Genomic DNA, 17,262 nt, shown 5'->3' with positions numbered 1-17,262 from the left:
CGCGGACAGGCGTAGGCTATGAGCGCTAGTTACCCGACCAGAATTATTCTGGCCTTTCGGAGCGGCGGAGTGTGCGCATTTCCGAATTGCGGCAAGCACCTCACCTACGACGCCCAGGTGGGAGACGATACCTATGTCGGCGAGGCCGCGCACATCCGTGGTGAGAAGCCGACCGCTGCCCGTTATGACGCGTCGATGACCGATGACGAGCGCGATAACGTCCGGAACCTCATCTATCTATGCACCGATCACCACACGATCATCGACAAGGTCGAGGCCGATTGGCCGACCGCGACCCTTCTGCAACTGAAGGAGAGCCACGAAAAGCAGGTCCGGCAAGCCATGGAAGAGGCCTTTGCTGACGTCGCCTTCCCCGAATTGCAGAACGCCGTCTCTTGGGTTGCGAGCCAAGCGCCGGCCCCAAATGGCTCTTTCGATCTCCTCGCTCCGGAGGAGAAGATCAAAAAGAACGCGCTCTCGAATGGATCTCGTCACATCATCGCCGCGGGACTGACCTCGCGCGCCACCGTTGCCGAGTATGTTGAAGCGGAAGCTCAACTCGATCCTGACTTTCCTGAGCGGCTGAAGGCCGGCTTCCTTGAAGAATATTATGCTCGCCGGAAAGAGGGCCATAAGGGCGACGAGCTTTTCGAGTTGATGTGCGCCTTTGCCCAGCGCGGTCTGCGTCGACAAGCCGATAAGACCGCAGGCATCGCTGTTCTCATCTATCTCTTCGAAATCTGCGACGTGTTTGAGAAATGATTCTTCCGACCAAACATATCCCGCAGAACGAGGCGCTGATCGGCGTCGGCGCCACGCTGCTCGCGCATCTCAGCATGCCCATGACCGTTTCGGGCCTGTGGGAGCGTCTGCGCACGGAACCGAACGTCGGGAACTTCGAGCGGTTCGTGCTGGCATCGAACCTCCTCTATCTGATCGGTGCGATCGAGATCCGGGACGGCCTTATCGTCAGGACCGCCTCATGATCAGAGCCGTTCGCGCCAACCAGAAAGGCTTTCACACCGCGTTCCTTCAGCCGGGTGTCAATCTTATCCTGGCCGACCGATCCACCTCGGCCGGTGATAAGGACACGACGAACGCTCTCGGCAAATCGACGCTCATCGAGATCATCGATTTCTGCCTCGCCAGCAATACCTCACCCGGAAAAGGGCTTCGCATCGAGGCTTTGCAGGGTTGGGCGTTCACGCTGGAACTCTCCCTGTCCGGCCGCGATGTCGCTGTGACGCGAGCGACCGATACACCCGGATTCTTCGCCATCGAAGGAGCCACCGACGACTGGCCTGTCCGGCCAACGCCGAACAAGGAAGGCGTTCCGGGTCTCGACGCTAAGAAATGGCGAGCCGTTCTTGCCTGGGCGCTATTCGGTATTAGCGATCTGTCGGCGGAATCCGGATACAAGCCCTCGGCGCGGTCGCTGCTTTCCTACTTCGTGCGCAACCAGACAGCCGCCTACAACATCCCCTTCAAGCATTTCGACAATCAGAAGACTTGGGACATTCAGGTCCACAATGCTTTCCTTCTCGGCCTGAATTGGGAGAAGGCCGCGACTTGGCAGCAGCTCAAAGATCAAAAGAACGCGCTCGATGCGCTCAAACAGGCGATCAAGACCGGAGCCGTCGACGGCGAACTGGCCTCGCTCGGTGAGCTCGAAGCCGAGCGCCTGCGCCTTTCAACCCAGCTTGAGCGTGAACGCGAGGCGCTGTCGAATTTTCGCGTTCTTCCGCAGTACCGTGAAATCGAGACTCAGGCGAACCTTCTGACCAGCGAAATCCATAGCCTGGTCAACGCCAATATCGTGGATAAGCGCCGGCTCGATCGCTACCGTGACTCGTTGGTGAGCGAAGACGCTCCGACCGAGGACCGTCTGGAAGCCCTTTACGGCGAAGCGGGCATCGCCCTACCTGGCGCCGTCAAGAAGACGCTGGCGGATGCGCGGGCATTCAACGCCCAGATCATCGCCAATCGCCGTGAGTTCATCGCCGGCGAGATTGCCGCGCTGGAAGCTGCCGTCAGCGAGCGTGAGACCGATATCGCGAACCTGACGGATCGCCGTGCCAACTACCTCAGCGCGCTTGCGGGACAAGGCGCGCTGGAGGAACTGACGCAGTTACAGGAGTTGCATGCAGCCACCCGGCTGAAGGTCGACGAATTGACCAACAGGATCACTCAGCTTCGTCAGATGACCACCAAGGCGGACACGATCAAGGTCGAGACCGTCGAGCTGAAACGCGCGACAACCCTCGACTATGAAGAGCGGCGTGCGCTGTGGTCCCGGGCGCTCAGCCTCTTCTCGGAATTCTCGGAGAGCCTCTACAAGTCGCCCGGCCGCCTGGTCATCGATATCGACGACACGGGCTACAAATTCGACGTCGAGATCGCGGGCAGCCCAAGCGAGGGCATTAGCAAGATGAAAATCTTCTGCTACGATCTCATGCTGATCTCGTTCGCGCGCCAGCGTGGTCTCGGGATCGACTTCCTGATCCACGACAGCACAATTTTCGACGGTGTTGACCCGCGGCAGCGCGCCCATGCTTTGGAACTTGCCGCCGCGATGGCTGCAAAACACGGCTTCCAGTACATCTGCACACTCAACACCGACATGGTTCCTGTGGGCGACTTTACGTCAGGCTTTGACTACGAGAGCCTCGTCCGCCTCCGGCTCACCGATACTGATCCGACCGGAAGCCTCCTTGGGTTCCGTTATTGAGCGAGGGGCGACATGAAGCACGATCGTGCCCATAGCGCGTCCCCAGCATGAGATCTGTGCCGTTCACCCGACCCACGCTGATCGCCGCCGTTGAGTTGCTGGAGCAACACAGCCAGGCACGGTTCAACCAGATGGTCCTCCGCCTCGGCCTGGAGGACGAGATTTCCACCAGCACCTCCCTCAGCGTCGCCAACAAGTGCGCCTTGCTAGGCCGGATCGTTGTGCAACGAGCCGAGGCCGTGCTCGACACGCTCGAAGGTAGCATGACCCTTGGCGAGGCGGTAATCCGGCAAGCCGCGCAGCTAGCGCAACAACACGCTACGCACGCTCTGCAAACGGCCTTCGCACGTGGCCTTGCGCGTGATGGATATGTTTTGACGTGGGACGACTACGGGCCGAACGCGTCCATCCGCGCGGCGCTGCCCGGCGACATCCACCTCCCCCAAACGGACGACGAGGTGCATCAGCTTCTCAAGTCATTCGGCTTCACAACTCCTCTCGGTCATCTCGAACAGGCGATCGAAGCGCATACCCGCGGCGATTGGGCGGCTTGCAACAGCCAGCTCCGGACCTTCCTGGAAAGTCTGTTCGACGACATCGCGCGCAACGTGCGACCACAGGAAGCGGGTCAACGGCCCAGCTCAGAAAACCGGCGCGCTTTGCTCGCTGAGATTGGCTTCCTTGCCACGGATCGCAACGAGTGGACCCAAGACGGCAAGAACTACGTCAACGGCCTCTTCAAAATGCTCCACACGGAGGGTTCGCATCCGGGCCTCTCGGATGAAGACCACAGCACCTTCCGCCTGCATGTCGTTCTTGTCACCGCCAGGACCTTCCTGCGGCGACTCGCCTATGGTCAGTGAGCCCGATATGGCGTTCTTTTCACAAGATCAGTTGGAAGCGATCGCCGGCGCGCTTGGCGACACTGCAGAAGGCCTGACCGGGCCGGAGATCGAGCACCTGCTTGGGTCGTGCAAGATTGCCGATCCGGGACCTATGACGAAGCGCGTCCGTATCTATAACGCCTTCGCAGGATGCCAGAATACCAAACGCAACCGCACCAATATCCTTGAGTTCATCCGGCTCGCCATGAAGCCGGCGCGTTACAGCCGCGAGCCGCACCGCTATGAGCCTATGCGGGCTCGCCTAAACCTAGCGTTGGCATTCGCAGGACTTGTGGTCGATGAGTCCGGCGAGCTGAAATCGGCGGATGTCGCCCAGACCCTACCTGAGGCTCAGCGGCGCGCGCGCGACTTGCGAGCAGACCTTGAAGGTCGCGGTGTGCACCCGGACGTCCTGAAATTCTGCCGCGCCGAGCTTCTCGCCGACAATTACTTTCATGCGGTGCAAGAAGCGGTCAAAAGCGTCGCTGATAAGATGCGATCGCGGACAGGGCTCTCCGATGACGGCGCTACGCTCGTCGATCGGACACTTGCCGGGAGTCCGCCGATGCTTGCGATCAACCCGCTATCCACCGCAAGCGAGCGGAGTGAGCAAAGCGGGTTCGCAAATCTGGTCCGTGGCACCTTCGGCATGTTCCGCAACCCCACTGCACATGAGGCGCGCATCCATTGGGCTATGTCCAAAGAAGATGCCGAAGACCTGCTCACAATCGTGTCGCTCATCCACCGCCGGCTCGATGCCGCCCATATGCCGGCGCGCACATGACCACGAAGGGCGCCGACGGCGGACAAGACGATGACCCCGAGCTGGAATCCGATCGGATCGGCCGCATCGGCGAGCGCCATTTTGAGCTGCTCTGCGAACGCGCCGGGCTCTTCTGCAACAAGAGTACCGTCGACATTATGGGCTGGGACTTCATCGTGGAGTTCCCAATGGGATCAGGCGGACAATCGTCGCTACCGCTCGATCGGCGCCAGACCAATGCCGCCCGGGTCCAACTGAAGTCGACGCTCGGCCGCACCGGAAACCGCATCCGACTCAGCCTGTCCGCCATTGATCGCCTCGCCAAGGATCCTCGGCCGGCGCTGGTCATCGTCTTCCGAATGCGGGCCGATGGTGAAATCCAGTCGGCTTACCTCGTCCATCTCATCGGCAACGAACTCGCCCGGGTGCTCAAGCGATTGCGATTGGCGGAGGCTCGAAAAGCGCACGACATCAATCATGTCGACATCAGCTATGACTATGAGAAAGTCGGACAGCGTTTCGAGCCGACCGCCGCCGGCCTCTCGTCGGCCTTGTCGGCCGCCTGCGGACAAGATCCAGGCGCCTATACCGCGAAGAAGCAGCGTCAGCTCGATGAACTCGGCTATGAGAACGGCCAGTTCGAAGCCGAGGCGCTACTCCAGATCGAGGGGCCGGAGCATTTCGCCAACCTGCTGCTCGGTCTTGCGCCCCTAAAACCGCACCGCTTGCGTGTCTACGATAGCCGCTTCGGCATCCGCCTTCCGTATCAAGGCACGCTATTTGACGACATCGAGGAACTTCGACTGACGCCGCCGTCGCTCGGATCATGCGAGATCGCGATCCGAGGCCCCGGGTTCGCGCAGGCGGCGCGGTTCGATGGCGAGATGTTCATCGGTCCGCCGATCCTCGAACCGCATGGACCCGAACTGCTCGTCCGCAGCCGGGACTTCATCATTCGGCTCACCCCTCCCGCGCTCAGGTTCGAAAGCGTCGGCTCCATCGACGATTTGGAATACACGCTCGAAGAGTGGGCGGAACTACTGCGCGGCCTGACGCTCATGGCATCCGAGCGATCGACGCTAACCATTTCTGGGAACAGCCGGATCCCCCCGATTACCTTCCCAGTCAATGAACCGCTCACAGGCCCATATCTCGACGAGGTGCCACTCATCTCGACCTTCGTGGATGGTTGGCTGCGCTTGCTAACCAACGCCGGCCTGCGCTCGACCGAGCGCTTCAAATTCGATGCGTTCTGGGCGGCCAATGACGCACGTATGGTTGTGGACATCCTGCTCAATCCTCGCCCGGACGCGCGATTCGAGTTCCAAAGCCTCGACGTCGAGGAGAGTGGGCCCCCACCCGCAGGCCTCTACTTCAACAGCATGTCATTCGCCGGTACGAGCATCAGCTTCAGCGCCAAGGTCTTCTTCGAGGAGACCGACGACGTCGAATGGCGGTATCGCTCAACGCGGTTTGAAGCTTTCGATGTTCGCCCGGTCGTCGACGACCTCGAGGAATATGGGCTCGATCAGGCTGCCGCCGCCGACCTAAAGCTCATCATCGACCCGCGCAACATCACCATGACGCCGCGTGCCGACGCTAACGGCGCCTTGCCCAAACAAGGCTGAACGGCCGCTATCAACAGCTTGAGGCGCGTGCGCCGCTGGTCCTTTGACGGCGCAGAATCGACCTTGACTCTCGCAGCTGAAATCTAGAACAAATAGGGAACATGATGACGAACCCCTATCCGGAGGTAAACTGGGAGCGTGCGGCCCGAGCCCGCCATAGAGTCTTTGCGCGCGCAGATCGAGAAGATCGAAGGCAGAAGCCGGCGTGCCAAATCGGTTCTCCCGTTTGGGATTGCCGACGTCGACTCACGACTCCCGGGTGGCGGGTTGGCGCTCGGCGCGCTGCATGAGATCGCCGGCGGTGGGAATGGCGCGGTCGATGGCGCCGCAGCAGCCTTGTTCAGCGCGGGCGTCGCGGCTCGAACCAAGGGCAAGATCCTCTGGTGTATCACCCGTCCGGACCTGTTCGCGCCGGCGATCGCTCAGGCAGGTCTTGCGTCCGATCGCGTAATCTATCTCGAAGCCGGTGATGACAAGACCGTGCTGGCCTGCATGGAGGAAGGGCTGCGCCATGGTGGCCTCGGGGCGGTTCTCGGTGAGGTGGCGCGGCTTTCCATGACAGCCTCGCGCCGCCTGCAGTTGGCGGCCGAGGGAAGCGGATCGATCGGGATCGCGCTGCGGCGTTGGCGACGACAGACCGAGGCCACTGATTTCGGCCAACCCACCGCCGCGATGACACGCTGGCGCGTGTCTATGGTGCCATCGACACCCCTACCTGTTCCGGGCGTAGGGCGTGCCCGCTGGCTGGTCGAACTGATCCGCGCACGCGCGGGCGAGAGTGCAGATTTCGAGTTGGAGGCGTGCGATGACACGGGTCGTCTCGCTCTTCCTGCCGAGTTGGTCCACCGACCGGCTCCGGCGGAAGGCTGGCGACGCGGCGCCTCCGGCTGAGGCGCCGCTCGTCCTGATTGGCCGGGAAGGAAACAGGCGGGTGGTGCTGGCGGCGAATGCCGCTGCAGTGGCCGCCAGCCTTCGCCCCGGCATGCCTGTGACCAAGGCTCAGGTTCTGGTGCCAGACCTCATCGTGCAAGATGCCGAGCCGGCAGCCGATGTGGAGGCACTTGACCGGCTAGCCACCTGGCTCCTGCGCTACGCGCCTGTCGTGGCCCCTGATTCTCCAGACGGGATCATCATCGACTCGACCGGAGCCGATCACCTTCACGGCGGCGAAACCGCCATGCTGGAGGGCCTGATCGGAAGGCTGGCCATGTCCGGCATCGCCGCTCGCGGCGCGATCGCCGACAGTTGGGGCGCGGCCCACGCCTTGGCCCGGTTTGCAGCCCGCCCGACGATGATCGCTCCTGAACGTCATGATGCATCGCTGTTGGAACCGCTTCCGCTGGCCGCGCTGCGTATCGACGCTTCGATCGTCGCGGCGCTGCGGACGCTCGGCTTCGAAACCATCGGCGATATCCTCGCGCAGCCGCGCGCGCCGCTCACCCTGCGCTTCGGTCCATCGATCGGCCGTCGTATCGATCAAGCGCTTGGCGACCTGTCAGAGCCGATCGATCCGGTTCGACCCGCCGACCTGATCGAAGTGCGCCGGTCGTTCGCGGAACCGATCGGCGCGGCGGAGACCATCGCCCGCTACATCGCCAAGCTCGTCGATCAGCTATGCGACCGCCTCGAGGCAGCTGGTCTCGGCGCACGACGCCTCGACCTCATCTGCCACCGTGTCGACAGTCGCTCACAGGCGGTCCGGGTTGGAATGGCGACGCCGGTCCGGGATGCAAAGCGCCTGACGCGCCTCCTATGCGACAAAATCGAGACGATCGAGCCCGGCTTCGGGATCGAGGTGATGACGCTTGCGGCCAGCGTCGCTGAGCCGATCGAGCGTCGGCAGACCGTCAGTTCGTTGATCGAGGAGAGTGTGCCGGACGTCTCGGACCTGATCGATACGCTTATGAACCGGGTGGGTGAGCAGGCGCTCTATCGGCTGGCGCCGGTTGCGAGCGACGTTCCGGAACGCTCCGTTGGCCGCATTCCGGCGATGGCCGCCGATACGGGCGCAGCATGGCCCGGCCATTGGCCGCGCCCCTCGCGTCTGCTGGCCCATCCGGAGCAGGTCGAGACTGTAGCGCTCTTGCCTGATCATCCGCCCGTTTCATTCACCTGGCGCGGCGTGCGTCGCCGACTGCGCCGGGGTGATGGACCGGAGCGCGTGTTCGGAGAGTGGTGGAAACGCGACGCCGAATTGGTCGCCGTCCGAGACTATTTTCGGGTCGAGGACGACGCCGGCGAACGCTACTGGCTTTATCGTGCCGGTGACGGCGAAGACACGGCGACGGGGTCGCACCGCTGGTTCATCCACGGGGTCTTCGGATGAGCTCACCTCGCTACGTCGAACTGCAGGTCACCTCACACTTCAGCTTCCTGCGCGGCGCGTCCTCCTGCGAGGAACTGTTTGCGCAAGCGGCCTTGGCTGGGATCGAGGCCGTCGCCATCGTCGATCGGAATTCGCTCGCCGGCGTCGTCCGTGCTCATGAAGCGGCCAAGACGACCGGCGTTCGCCTGATTGTCGGTTGCCGGCTCGACCTCGCCGATGGCACATCCGTGCTGGTCTATCCAACGGATCGATCCGCTTATTCGCGCCTTTGCCGGCTTCTATCCCTCGGTAAGAAACGAGGCGGCAAGGCCAAGTGCATTCTCGAATGGCCTGATGTTGTCGCCTACGGCGACGGCCTGATCGTCGCGCTCGTACCCGACCTGGCGGATGACGAGTGCGAGTTCCGGCTGCGGCGATTGCGGGACGCTTTCGGCGACAGAGCCTATCTCGCGCTCACCTTGCGCCGCCGGCCAAACGATCAGCTCCGACTGCATGAGCTTTCGAACATGGCCACACAGATGCGCGTGCCCACCGTGGTGACGAACGACGTCCTCTTCCACGAGCCGGCCCGGCGGATCCTGCAGGACGTAGTCACATGCATCCGGCACAACGTCACGATCGATACGCTTGGCGATCGGCGAGAGCGACATGCCGATCGCTACATCAAGCCGCCGGACGAAATGCATCGTCTGTTCAGCCGCTATCCCGAGGCCCTTGCCCGGACGCTGCAGATCGCGGACCGCTGCCGCTTCAGCCTCGACGAGCTTGCCTACCAGTATCCGGAAGAGCGCGACGATCCCGCACTCACGCCCCAGCAGACGTTGGCGAAGCTCACCTGGGAGGGCGCGACTGAACGCTATCCCGAGGGCGTACCCGAGAGCGTGACCGCCGCCCTCCAGCATGAGTTGCGGTTGATCGAGAAGCTGGACTACGCGCCTTATTTCCTGACCGTGAACTCCATCGTTCGCTTCGCGCGGTCAAAGGACATTCTGTGTCAGGGTCGTGGGTCGGCCGCCAACTCCGCCGTCTGTTACGTTCTTGGCATCACTTCGATCGATCCTGGCCGCAACGACCTGCTGTTCGAGCGTTTCATCTCCGAGGAACGGCGCGAGCCGCCCGACATCGACGTCGATTTCGAACATGAGCGGCGCGAAATCGTCATGCAATGGGTGTTCGAGACCTATGGCCGGGAGCATGCCGCGCTGTGCTCGACCGTCATCCGGTATCGCACCAAGGGTGCGTTGCGGGACGTCGGCAAGGCGCTCGGACTGCCCGAAGACCTGATCGGCACGCTGTCGTCGCAGGTGTGGGCGTGGTCAGAGGAAGGCGTCGAGAAGCGCCACGTCGAGGAGTTGAATCTCAACCTCGCAGACCGGCGCCTTCGGATGACGCTCGATCTTGCCCGGCAACTGATGGGCGCTCCGCGCCACCTCAGCCAGCACCCTGGCGGCTTCGTGCTCACCCATGACCGCCTCGACGATCTCGTGCCGATCGAGCCCGCGTCGATGGTCGATCGTCAGGTCATCGAATGGGACAAGGACGATATCGACGCTCTCAAGTTCATGAAGGTCGACGTCCTGGCGCTCGGCATGTTGACCTGCATTAAGAAGGGGCTCGATCTGCTCGCCGAGCACAAGGGCGTAAACCTCGATCTGGCGACCATCCCTGCGGAGGATCCACGCACCTATGCGATGATCCGGAGGGCCGATACGCTCGGCACCTTCCAGATCGAAAGCCGCGCGCAGATGTCCATGCTGCCGCGCCTGAAACCGCGGACCTATTATGACCTCGTCGTTCAGGTCGCCATCGTTCGGCCTGGGCCGATCCAAGGCGACATGGTTCACCCTTATCTTCGGCGCCGCGAGGGGCTGGAGCCCGTCCACTATCCAAAGGCGGAGCTCGAGAAGGTTCTGGGCAAGACGCTCGGCGTTCCCCTGTTCCAGGAGCAGGCGATGCGCGTCGCGATCGAATGCGCCGGGTTCACGCCCGGGGAAGCCGACATGCTGCGCAAGTCGATGGCGACCTTCAAGTTCACCGGGGGTGTATCGCATTTCCGGGACAAGCTGATCGCCGGCATGGTGGCCAATGGCTACGACGCTGCCTTCGCCGAGCAGACCTTCAAGCAACTCGAAGGCTTCGGCTCTTACGGCTTTCCGGAAAGCCACGCAGCCTCTTTTGCGCTTATCGCCTACGCGTCGGCCTGGCTGAAGTGCTGGCACCCCGACGTTTTCTGCGCAGCGCTCCTGAACAGCCAGCCCATGGGGTTCTACGCGCCGGCCCAGATCGTGCGTGATGCGCGAGATCATGGCATCGAGGTGCGACCGGTGTGCGCCAATGCGTCCCGTTGGGACTGCACGCTCGAGCCGATCGATGATGACGGCCGATTTGCTGTTCGGCTCGGTCTGCGCATGGTCAAGGGTCTGGCGAACGCCCATGGCGCGGCGATCGTCGCTGCCCGGGCGGGACATCCCTTCATGTCGGTGGACGATCTCTGGCGCCGAGCTGGCGTGCCCGTGGGCGCGTTGACGCACATCGCTGAGGCAGACGGTTTCCGGCCGCCCTTTGGTCTTGCTCGTCGGGAAGCGCTCTGGGCGATCAAAGCCCTTCGGGATGCGCCATTGCCGCTCTTTGCTGCGGCCTCGGCCCGCGAAACGGAAATCGTGCCCGAGATTGCCGAACCGGCCATCGTCCTCCGACCCATGACGGCCGGTGGCGATGTCGTCGAAGACTACCGCCACGTCAGCCTCTCTCTACGGGATCACCCCGTATCCTTCCTAAGGCACGACCTGCGGCGACGCCGAATGGTCACCTGCCTCGAAGCTATGGAGGCGCGTGACGGCCGGTGGCTCGAAGCGGCCGGCATCGTGCTGGTCCGACAGCGGCCAGGGTCTGCCAAGGGCGTCATGTTCATAACGCTAGAAGACGAAAGCGGCATTGCGAACCTCGTGATCTGGCCAAAGGTCTTCGAGCAGAACCGTCGCACGATCCTGTCCGCGGGTATGATCGCGGTGCGCGGTCGCGTGCAGCGCGAGGGTGAAGTGGTCCATCTCGTCGCCCAGCGGCTCACGGACCTCTCCGCCGATCTGGCGAGCGTCGGCGATCGAGAGACCGCCTTCCCGTTACCGCATGGTCGCGGCGACGAGTTTCACCATGGCTCGCCGACGCCCGATCCACGTGGCTTGCCGCCCCGGACCGTTCGGCCGCGCGACATTTTCATCCCAGACCTCCATCTGGACACGATCAAGGTGAGGACGAGAGACTTTCGTTGAGCGCAGACTTGGCACTGAGTCGTCAATCTCTGGCCTTCGCGGCCACCGTCCGAGCTCGCCACTCCCATACGGCTTCGTCGTTCCGATGCACCCAGTCAGCCAACTTCTCCACCTCGTCGATGGCCGCCATCAGCTTTTCCCGACTGACTTCGATCGTGAGGCGTCGCCATCCCCCCAGGTCCTCCTCGTCGACAGGCTCTGCGGGATTCGTGAAGAACGGGTTCGGATGCTTCTCGACCGTTCGTTCATTGTGCGTGGTTTGGAACGAGACGAAATCCTGGCCATGGGCGAAGTCGTTACGGGCCAGGATCACCTGTTCGATGACGTCGAACCTGACGGGGCACATGCTGAACGTCTCGCCCATCACATGCTCGATGATCTGGCGATAGGCCTCGACCTTCCCAAGTTTGAACAAGGCTACACGTTCTTTCGGGTCAACAAAGGCGATGCCGATCTCGCGCTCAAGCTCGGCGAAGTAGAGGCTCAACGTATCGGCGAGCAGCGATACCGCGAGCATCCCGACCAGTTCGCGAGTTTGGTCCGCCTGCATCCATTCGGCGAGGAACGGTGGCTCCGGGTCGTCGGTTTCCGGATTGAAGTAAGGTGGCTCCCATGGCCGGACCTCTTCCTCGATATCCCGCTTCAACTGCTCGAAGGGCACGCGGCCTTTGTCATAGAACAGCCGGATGATGTCGGTGCGTTGCCGCATCCAGTAGGACAGATCCATCAGTCCTCCTGGACGATGTCGAGAAAGGCGCGAGCCCAAACCGATTGCAAATCGGCTTGGGCGCAATGCACGCGCTCAAAGCCCTTGCGCTTCGCATCCAGCAACGTGAGGACGCGTTGCTCCATCTTGTAGGCGGCTTCGCGGTTCTTCATCCGCTGTCGGAATTTCACAGTCCATTGCTCCAGTCCGCCGAGTTCAATGGGAATGTGCTGATTTACGGCGGCGCAGCGTTCGTCGATGTCGTCGGCCCACCCGATCTTCCAAACGTTGCGGCTGCCAAACTGCAATGCATAAGCCCAGGCCTCGCCGTCCGTGCCTGAGCGATCGACGTTATAGCTGGCATCGGTGGGGCGCGGACCGGTGGTGTTCCTAAGCGCGTCATTCAGGCGCCGCATCCGTGCGAGGGCCGGCAGCGGGGGCAAATCGATCTCAACGGCGTTCAGTGCGAGGGCAGCGGCGACATCGGCTGGATCGTCGATCTCCTCCACGCCTGCGGTTGCAACCATCGTCAGTTGTCGAGACAACAGCTGGGTCAAGACTGGCGCGGGTTCGAACTGCCAGACGCGAGTGGTCGCGACGGCATGCGGAAACTTGAAGTTGCCGGCAGCGTCGAAGTCCCTCGGATCAAGCGCCTCGCGCTCGACGAGATCGAGCGTGCGCAAGGGCTCGAATCCTATCTCAGCCATCCCCAGGATGCGGCCCTGATGCTCCGGTGCGGTCCGCTCCGTCTGTGTTCCCACGAACACCAGCCGGTCGCCGCGCTTTGCTAGGGTCAGCAGCCGCCCGAGATTGCCTTTGACGCCGAAGGTCGCAAGAGGCAGCCGCGCGAAGCCAAAACCCCATACTCTCGTGGCGAAGAGCTTCATCCGCTATTCCGCCACTGCCGCCGAGCGAATTTTACGCAGGGTCCCGGTGGTCGGCACCCTTACAGCAAACCAGTCAGTCGTCATGGCGTCTGCTTGTTCCTGCTGCCACGTCCGCCCGCGGCGCGTGACGACATGATCTCCGGGTGCGTTGAGCCGATCATTGATGACGATGCAGTTCAGTGCCGGCAGGTCATTGGCCACACAAATGTCGCCGACCACTCCAAGTTGCCGATTGAGCGTGATACCGGCCCGGCGATCCATCCCCATGGCCTCGGCAAGATCGCCGTAGGTGATGACGGTCGGGCGACGCGGATTGCGCGTGGACGACATGACCGTAGACACCAGGATCAGCCAGACCTGCTGAGCCCTGACATGAACGGGATCTCCGGTCTTGAAGTAGCGAAGGGGTGGGGCAAGATCATCGGGCATCGCGCTCTCCTGCATTGATCGTGCAAAATTGCACGCCGGAGGCGGTATTGCAAGAGACGTGTCGTTTCGATCGACCAAGGCGGCGAGAGCTCGCCGCAACCCTCTTTTCAGGAGTTACGCTTCTGCGGGAATACGTGTTTCTGGCGCGCCTCTTACGCCACCGAAGTACGGCGCTTCGAAACGCGCTCATTCGGACGAGACAATGTTTGATTGGCATAGAGAGGAGACGTTCCGGCGCCGGACGCTGCATGCCGGTAGAGCAAAGTGCTCGTCGCATCGTGATCGGCGGGGTATGCGAATGCGTAGCCCTGACCAAGCGCACAGCCCATCGCCCAAAGCTGACTCGCCTGAACCTCGGTCTCAATGCCAACCGCGACCACGGCCACGCCGAGACGGCGGGCGATCTCGATTAGCCCTTCCACGATGATGGTGCTCGGATCGTCAGGCCACAGCCGGGCGACGAATGCCCTGTCGATCTTGATGATATCGACCGGCACATTCACCAGATGCGTCAGCGAGGCGTAGCCCGTGCCGAAGTCGTCAAGGGCTACGCGCACCCCGGCCGCACGCAACACCTCGATCTCCCGCGCTACGACGCGATCATTCCGCCCGAGATAGACGTCCTCGCTTATCTCCAACACGATCTTGTTCAGCCCGATGCCGGCTTTGGAGAAGGTCTCGGAGACCTTCTTGGCGAGGCTGCCCGTGTAGAAATCCGCTGTCGACACGTTCAGGCTGACCTGCTCGACGAGCAGTCCCGCGTTTTGCCAATGACCTACGTCGGCAGCGACGATCGCCATCATGCGGGCCGTCAACTCGGAGGCGACATGAGCGTCAGTCGTTGCTTCGTGGAAAGAGCCGGCAGGAAGAAGATCGCCGCTTCGCGATCGCAGTCGGCACAGGGCTTCGAGCCCCACGATGAGGCCGGTGTCCAGCCTCAGGATCGGCTGGTAGTGCGCCTCGATACGATCCTCGGCCGAGGCTTCCGAGACATCCCGGATCGCGGCGCGCCGGCTCGTAATCCGTGAGCCGATGCCAGGCCAGTAGCGAACGAAGCCGCCACGGCCCGTCTCCTTCGCATGGTAGAGCGCGAAGTCGGCCGCTTCTCCGACGCTCGTCGCTGTGCGTTCGGTCTTGCTCAACGTCGCGCCGCCGATGGTCGCGCGAGGTACAACGGTGTGTCCGTCGCAGTCCGCCGCCACCTCGAGCTCGTCGAAGACGCGTTCGGCCGCAGCATTCAGGTCGGCGACATTTGCCGGCTGCTGGAGGATGACCGCGAATTCGTCGCCTCCTATCCGATAGGTGACGTCCGGCGCCATCGCGCGAGCGATACGCGCCGACGCGGCACGGATCAGAGCGTCGCCCGCCAGATGGCCGAACGTGTCGTTGACGATCTTGAGGTTGTCGAGGTCGATGATGAACAGTGCCCACGACCCGACATCGTCGCAGCGAAGCTGAGTCATCGCGCCGTTATAGGCTGCCCTGTTGGCCAAGCCCGTCAGTGCATCGACATTCGCTCGACGGTCCCGATCGAGCGTACTCTCGTGTCTGCGGAAGGCCGTCTCGCAGAGTTCCACGCAAGCTTCAGCCACCTCTCGCTCGACATCTGCGACCTGACGCGCACCGTGAAAATAGAGGTTCATCACCGCTAGCGTGTCGCCTGCCGCCCCAAGCACAGGCAGTGACCAACACGCCGATACACCAAGCCCGTGAACGATCGCCGCACTATGGGAGGCGCGAGGGTCGGACGCGAGATCCTCCAGGAGCACTGGCTGGCGTAAAGACGCGGCTCTCCCGGGTACATCGGTGTCGGCGCCGATCGCAACCCCGTCATGCGCCTGGCTGTAGGCCTCCGGGAAGCTCGGTGCCGCTAACGGCCGCATCATGCCCGTTCGATCGATGGCGAACACCGAACAGAGCACACCGGGCCATGTCTTTTCGACCCGCAAGCAAAGTTGCCGCATCGTGTCGAAGAGCGGCTCACCGTTCGCGATCATCCGTAGAATTTCGTTTTGAAAGCGCAGCAACGACGGGTCACCCAGGAACACACTTCGCCAAGGCTGACGGTAATCGGAGTTCGCTTAACGGCTGACCTCTGAACACGATAAACATTTCATTATCCTTCAAGGGGGGAAGGCTTTCCCCTACGGCCGAGCCCAAGGTCTCTGCCGACCCCTTCTGGGGGGAGACCCCGCAACGCCCCCCCGAGAGTGAGAGTGCGGACCGGATTGCCGTGACGGGTTGAGAGCTGGGAGAGAGGCTTCCGGCGCCCGTCGCGGAGATCCGCGATGTCCAGACGAACTGCTTTGCCACGTCCAGGCCAGAACCGGGCGAGCCTTTACGACGAGATCACCGATAAGATCGTCGCCGAGTTGGAGGCCGGTCGCGTGCCTTGGGTCCAGCCGTGGGGAACGACGGCCGCAAAGGCCCCGCTTGCCATGCCGAGAAACGCCGCCACCGGCCGGCACTATTCGGGGATCAATATCCTGATCCTTTGGGGCGCCGTGGTCGAACACGGCTTTCCGGGCCAGAGCTGGCTCACCTTCCGTCAAGCACTGTCGCTTGGCGGCAATGTCCGCAAGGGCGCGCGCGGCACGACCGTCGTCTATGCGGACCGCTTCACGCCGGAGGACGAAAAGCGCCGCGCCCGCGAGAGCGGTGACGACGCGCAGGCGATCCCGTTCCTTAAGCGCTTCACCGTGTTCAACGCAGCCCAGTGCGAAGGACTGCCGGAAGACGTCGCGATCGATGCGCCCCCGCCGCCGCAAGGGATGATCGAACCACAGGTCGAAGCGCTGATCCGCGCCTCAGGCATAGACTTTCGCATCGCAGGTGATCGGGCGTTCTACGTGCCTGCGCTCGACTATGTGCAGGTCCCTCCGCCACAAGCCTACTTCGAGCCGATCAACTGGCACCGCACGGCCCTGCATGAACTCGGACACGCGACGGGTCACTCGAGCCGAGTAGGCCGCGACCTGACCGGCGGCTTCGGCACCAAGAAATACGCATTCGAGGAACTGGTCGCCGAGATGAACGCGGCCTTCTGCTGCGCTTCGCTCGGCATCGTGCCCACCGTCCGCCACGCCGACTATATCGGCTCGTGGCTGCAGGTCCTGCGCGAGGACAACCGCGCCATCGTTCGGGCCGCAAGTCAGGCGAGCAAGGCGGCCGACTGGCTGCTGGCCCATGCGCCTGAGGGCGCTGCCCACGTCGTCACCGCAGATGAGCTTGAAAGGAGGGTGGCATGAGCAAGGTCTCGTACCCGCTTCGGGTCTTCTTCGATTGCTCGACCGCTCACCTGTCGGAGGCGTCGAGCACCTATCTGAATGTTCACGCCGCTCAGGGCGACGAGCTTGTCGCGGCGACGCCATACGGCTGGTTTATCTGGGTCGGAGAAGGCGACCGCGATAGTCTCCCTGCCGATCTTGTGAGGATCACCGAATACGCGCGGCGCCTCGGCGCGGAATACATCCTGTTCGACCGAGATGCGCCTGAGGATGAGGGGCTTGCCAAATTCCTTGATCGCGCCGCTGTCCTTCCGGCGTCTCACCGGGCGCACCCAGAAATAGAGTGAGAGGGAGGACGGGGTTTCCGTGACGGGTTGGAGGTCGAGAGAGAGGCTCTCGGCCGCCCGTCGCGGAG

Annotated in this window: 15 protein-coding genes; 11 read left to right on the top strand and 4 right to left on the bottom strand. The window is 62.7% G+C overall.

What is annotated here, in order from left to right:
- Positions 1–18 precede the first annotated feature (18 nt).
- The 9 genes from ACVMLK_RS01745 (at position 19) to ACVMLK_RS01705 (ending at position 11,598) form a co-directional block, all read left to right on the top strand.
- Positions 19–762, top strand: coding sequence for an HNH endonuclease (locus ACVMLK_RS01745; RefSeq protein ID WP_024350867.1), 744 nt, complete (start codon positions 19–21; stop codon positions 760–762).
- Positions 759–986, top strand: a complete 228-nt coding sequence (locus tag ACVMLK_RS01740) for an ABC-three component system middle component 6 (RefSeq protein ID WP_024350866.1) — start codon at positions 759–761, stop codon at positions 984–986. The genes ACVMLK_RS01745 and ACVMLK_RS01740 overlap by 4 nt, the downstream gene beginning before the upstream one ends.
- Positions 983–2,728, top strand: a complete 1,746-nt coding sequence (locus ACVMLK_RS01735; RefSeq protein WP_024350865.1) for a DUF2326 domain-containing protein — start codon at positions 983–985, stop codon at positions 2,726–2,728. The genes ACVMLK_RS01740 and ACVMLK_RS01735 overlap by 4 nt, the downstream gene beginning before the upstream one ends.
- Positions 2,729–2,784: 56 nt before the next feature.
- Entirely contained in the window at positions 2,785–3,591 is an 807-nt protein-coding gene (locus tag ACVMLK_RS01730) for a hypothetical protein (RefSeq protein WP_457485421.1), read from the top strand.
- Complete coding sequence (locus tag ACVMLK_RS01725) at positions 3,581–4,396, top strand: TIGR02391 family protein (RefSeq protein WP_231735541.1); 816 nt, start codon at positions 3,581–3,583, stop codon at positions 4,394–4,396. The genes ACVMLK_RS01730 and ACVMLK_RS01725 overlap by 11 nt, the downstream gene beginning before the upstream one ends.
- Positions 4,393–6,003 (top strand): hypothetical protein, encoded by a 1,611-nt coding sequence (locus tag ACVMLK_RS01720; protein ID WP_088582613.1) that lies wholly within the window; start codon positions 4,393–4,395, stop codon positions 6,001–6,003. Before ACVMLK_RS01725 ends, ACVMLK_RS01720 begins: the two co-directional genes overlap by 4 nt.
- 165 nt (positions 6,004–6,168) lie before the next feature.
- Complete coding sequence (locus tag ACVMLK_RS01715; protein ID WP_206431517.1) at positions 6,169–6,894, top strand: ImuA family protein; 726 nt, start codon at positions 6,169–6,171, stop codon at positions 6,892–6,894.
- A complete protein-coding gene (locus ACVMLK_RS01710; protein ID WP_024350860.1) occupies positions 6,809–8,329 on the top strand; it encodes a Y-family DNA polymerase in 1,521 nt (506 codons plus the stop codon). Before ACVMLK_RS01715 ends, ACVMLK_RS01710 begins: the two co-directional genes overlap by 86 nt.
- Complete coding sequence (locus tag ACVMLK_RS01705) at positions 8,326–11,598, top strand: error-prone DNA polymerase (protein WP_024350859.1); 3,273 nt, start codon at positions 8,326–8,328, stop codon at positions 11,596–11,598. The genes ACVMLK_RS01710 and ACVMLK_RS01705 overlap by 4 nt, the downstream gene beginning before the upstream one ends.
- 22 nt (positions 11,599–11,620) lie before the next feature.
- Here the strand turns inward: ACVMLK_RS01705 and ACVMLK_RS01700 are convergent, their stop codons facing one another.
- From ACVMLK_RS01700 to ACVMLK_RS01685, 4 genes are all read right to left on the bottom strand, one after another.
- Positions 11,621–12,325 (bottom strand): hypothetical protein, encoded by a 705-nt coding sequence (locus ACVMLK_RS01700; protein ID WP_024350858.1) that lies wholly within the window; start codon positions 12,323–12,325, stop codon positions 11,621–11,623.
- Positions 12,325–13,191 (bottom strand): GIY-YIG nuclease family protein, encoded by an 867-nt coding sequence (locus ACVMLK_RS01695; RefSeq protein WP_024350857.1) that lies wholly within the window; start codon positions 13,189–13,191, stop codon positions 12,325–12,327. The genes ACVMLK_RS01700 and ACVMLK_RS01695 overlap by 1 nt, the downstream gene beginning before the upstream one ends.
- Positions 13,192–13,194: 3 nt before the next feature.
- On the bottom strand, positions 13,195–13,620 hold the full coding sequence (locus ACVMLK_RS01690; protein ID WP_024350856.1) for a hypothetical protein: 426 nt from the start codon (positions 13,618–13,620) through the stop codon (positions 13,195–13,197).
- A gap of 152 nt (positions 13,621–13,772) precedes the next feature.
- Positions 13,773–15,668, bottom strand: a complete 1,896-nt coding sequence (locus ACVMLK_RS01685; protein WP_278985528.1) for a putative bifunctional diguanylate cyclase/phosphodiesterase — start codon at positions 15,666–15,668, stop codon at positions 13,773–13,775.
- Between the two features lie 240 nt (positions 15,669–15,908).
- On the opposite strand from ACVMLK_RS01685, the gene ACVMLK_RS01680 reads away from it, so the two are divergent.
- Positions 15,909–16,868, top strand: a complete 960-nt coding sequence (locus ACVMLK_RS01680; RefSeq protein WP_024350854.1) for an ArdC family protein — start codon at positions 15,909–15,911, stop codon at positions 16,866–16,868.
- Positions 16,865–17,194, top strand: coding sequence for a DUF5983 family protein (locus tag ACVMLK_RS01675; RefSeq protein ID WP_024350853.1), 330 nt, complete (start codon positions 16,865–16,867; stop codon positions 17,192–17,194). The genes ACVMLK_RS01680 and ACVMLK_RS01675 overlap by 4 nt, the downstream gene beginning before the upstream one ends.
- The last annotated feature ends 68 nt before the right edge of the window (positions 17,195–17,262 follow it).

This window comes from Teichococcus aerofrigidensis (assembly GCF_054073225.1).
Note: the sequence above shows the minus strand (reverse complement) of the source record. Positions and strands in the feature narration are given on the sequence as shown.

Excerpts from the sequence above, each read along its gene's own strand:
- ACVMLK_RS01745 (WP_024350867.1), top strand. The coding sequence starts at position 19 with ATGAGCGCTAGTTACCCGACCAGAATTATTCTGGCCTTTCGGAGCGGC.
- ACVMLK_RS01680 (WP_024350854.1), top strand. The coding sequence starts at position 15,909 with ATGTCCAGACGAACTGCTTTGCCACGTCCAGGCCAGAACCGGGCGAGC.
- ACVMLK_RS01720 (WP_088582613.1), top strand. The coding sequence starts at position 4,393 with ATGACCACGAAGGGCGCCGACGGCGGACAAGACGATGACCCCGAGCTG.
- ACVMLK_RS01710 (WP_024350860.1), top strand. The coding sequence starts at position 6,809 with ATGACACGGGTCGTCTCGCTCTTCCTGCCGAGTTGGTCCACCGACCGG.
- ACVMLK_RS01675 (WP_024350853.1), top strand. The coding sequence starts at position 16,865 with ATGAGCAAGGTCTCGTACCCGCTTCGGGTCTTCTTCGATTGCTCGACC.
- ACVMLK_RS01725 (WP_231735541.1), top strand. The coding sequence starts at position 3,581 with ATGGTCAGTGAGCCCGATATGGCGTTCTTTTCACAAGATCAGTTGGAA.
- ACVMLK_RS01705 (WP_024350859.1), top strand. The coding sequence starts at position 8,326 with ATGAGCTCACCTCGCTACGTCGAACTGCAGGTCACCTCACACTTCAGC.
- ACVMLK_RS01700 (WP_024350858.1), bottom strand. The coding sequence starts at position 12,325 with ATGGATCTGTCCTACTGGATGCGGCAACGCACCGACATCATCCGGCTG.
- ACVMLK_RS01740 (WP_024350866.1), top strand. The coding sequence starts at position 759 with ATGATTCTTCCGACCAAACATATCCCGCAGAACGAGGCGCTGATCGGC.
- ACVMLK_RS01695 (WP_024350857.1), bottom strand. The coding sequence starts at position 13,191 with ATGAAGCTCTTCGCCACGAGAGTATGGGGTTTTGGCTTCGCGCGGCTG.
- ACVMLK_RS01735 (WP_024350865.1), top strand. The coding sequence starts at position 983 with ATGATCAGAGCCGTTCGCGCCAACCAGAAAGGCTTTCACACCGCGTTC.
- ACVMLK_RS01690 (WP_024350856.1), bottom strand. The coding sequence starts at position 13,620 with ATGCCCGATGATCTTGCCCCACCCCTTCGCTACTTCAAGACCGGAGAT.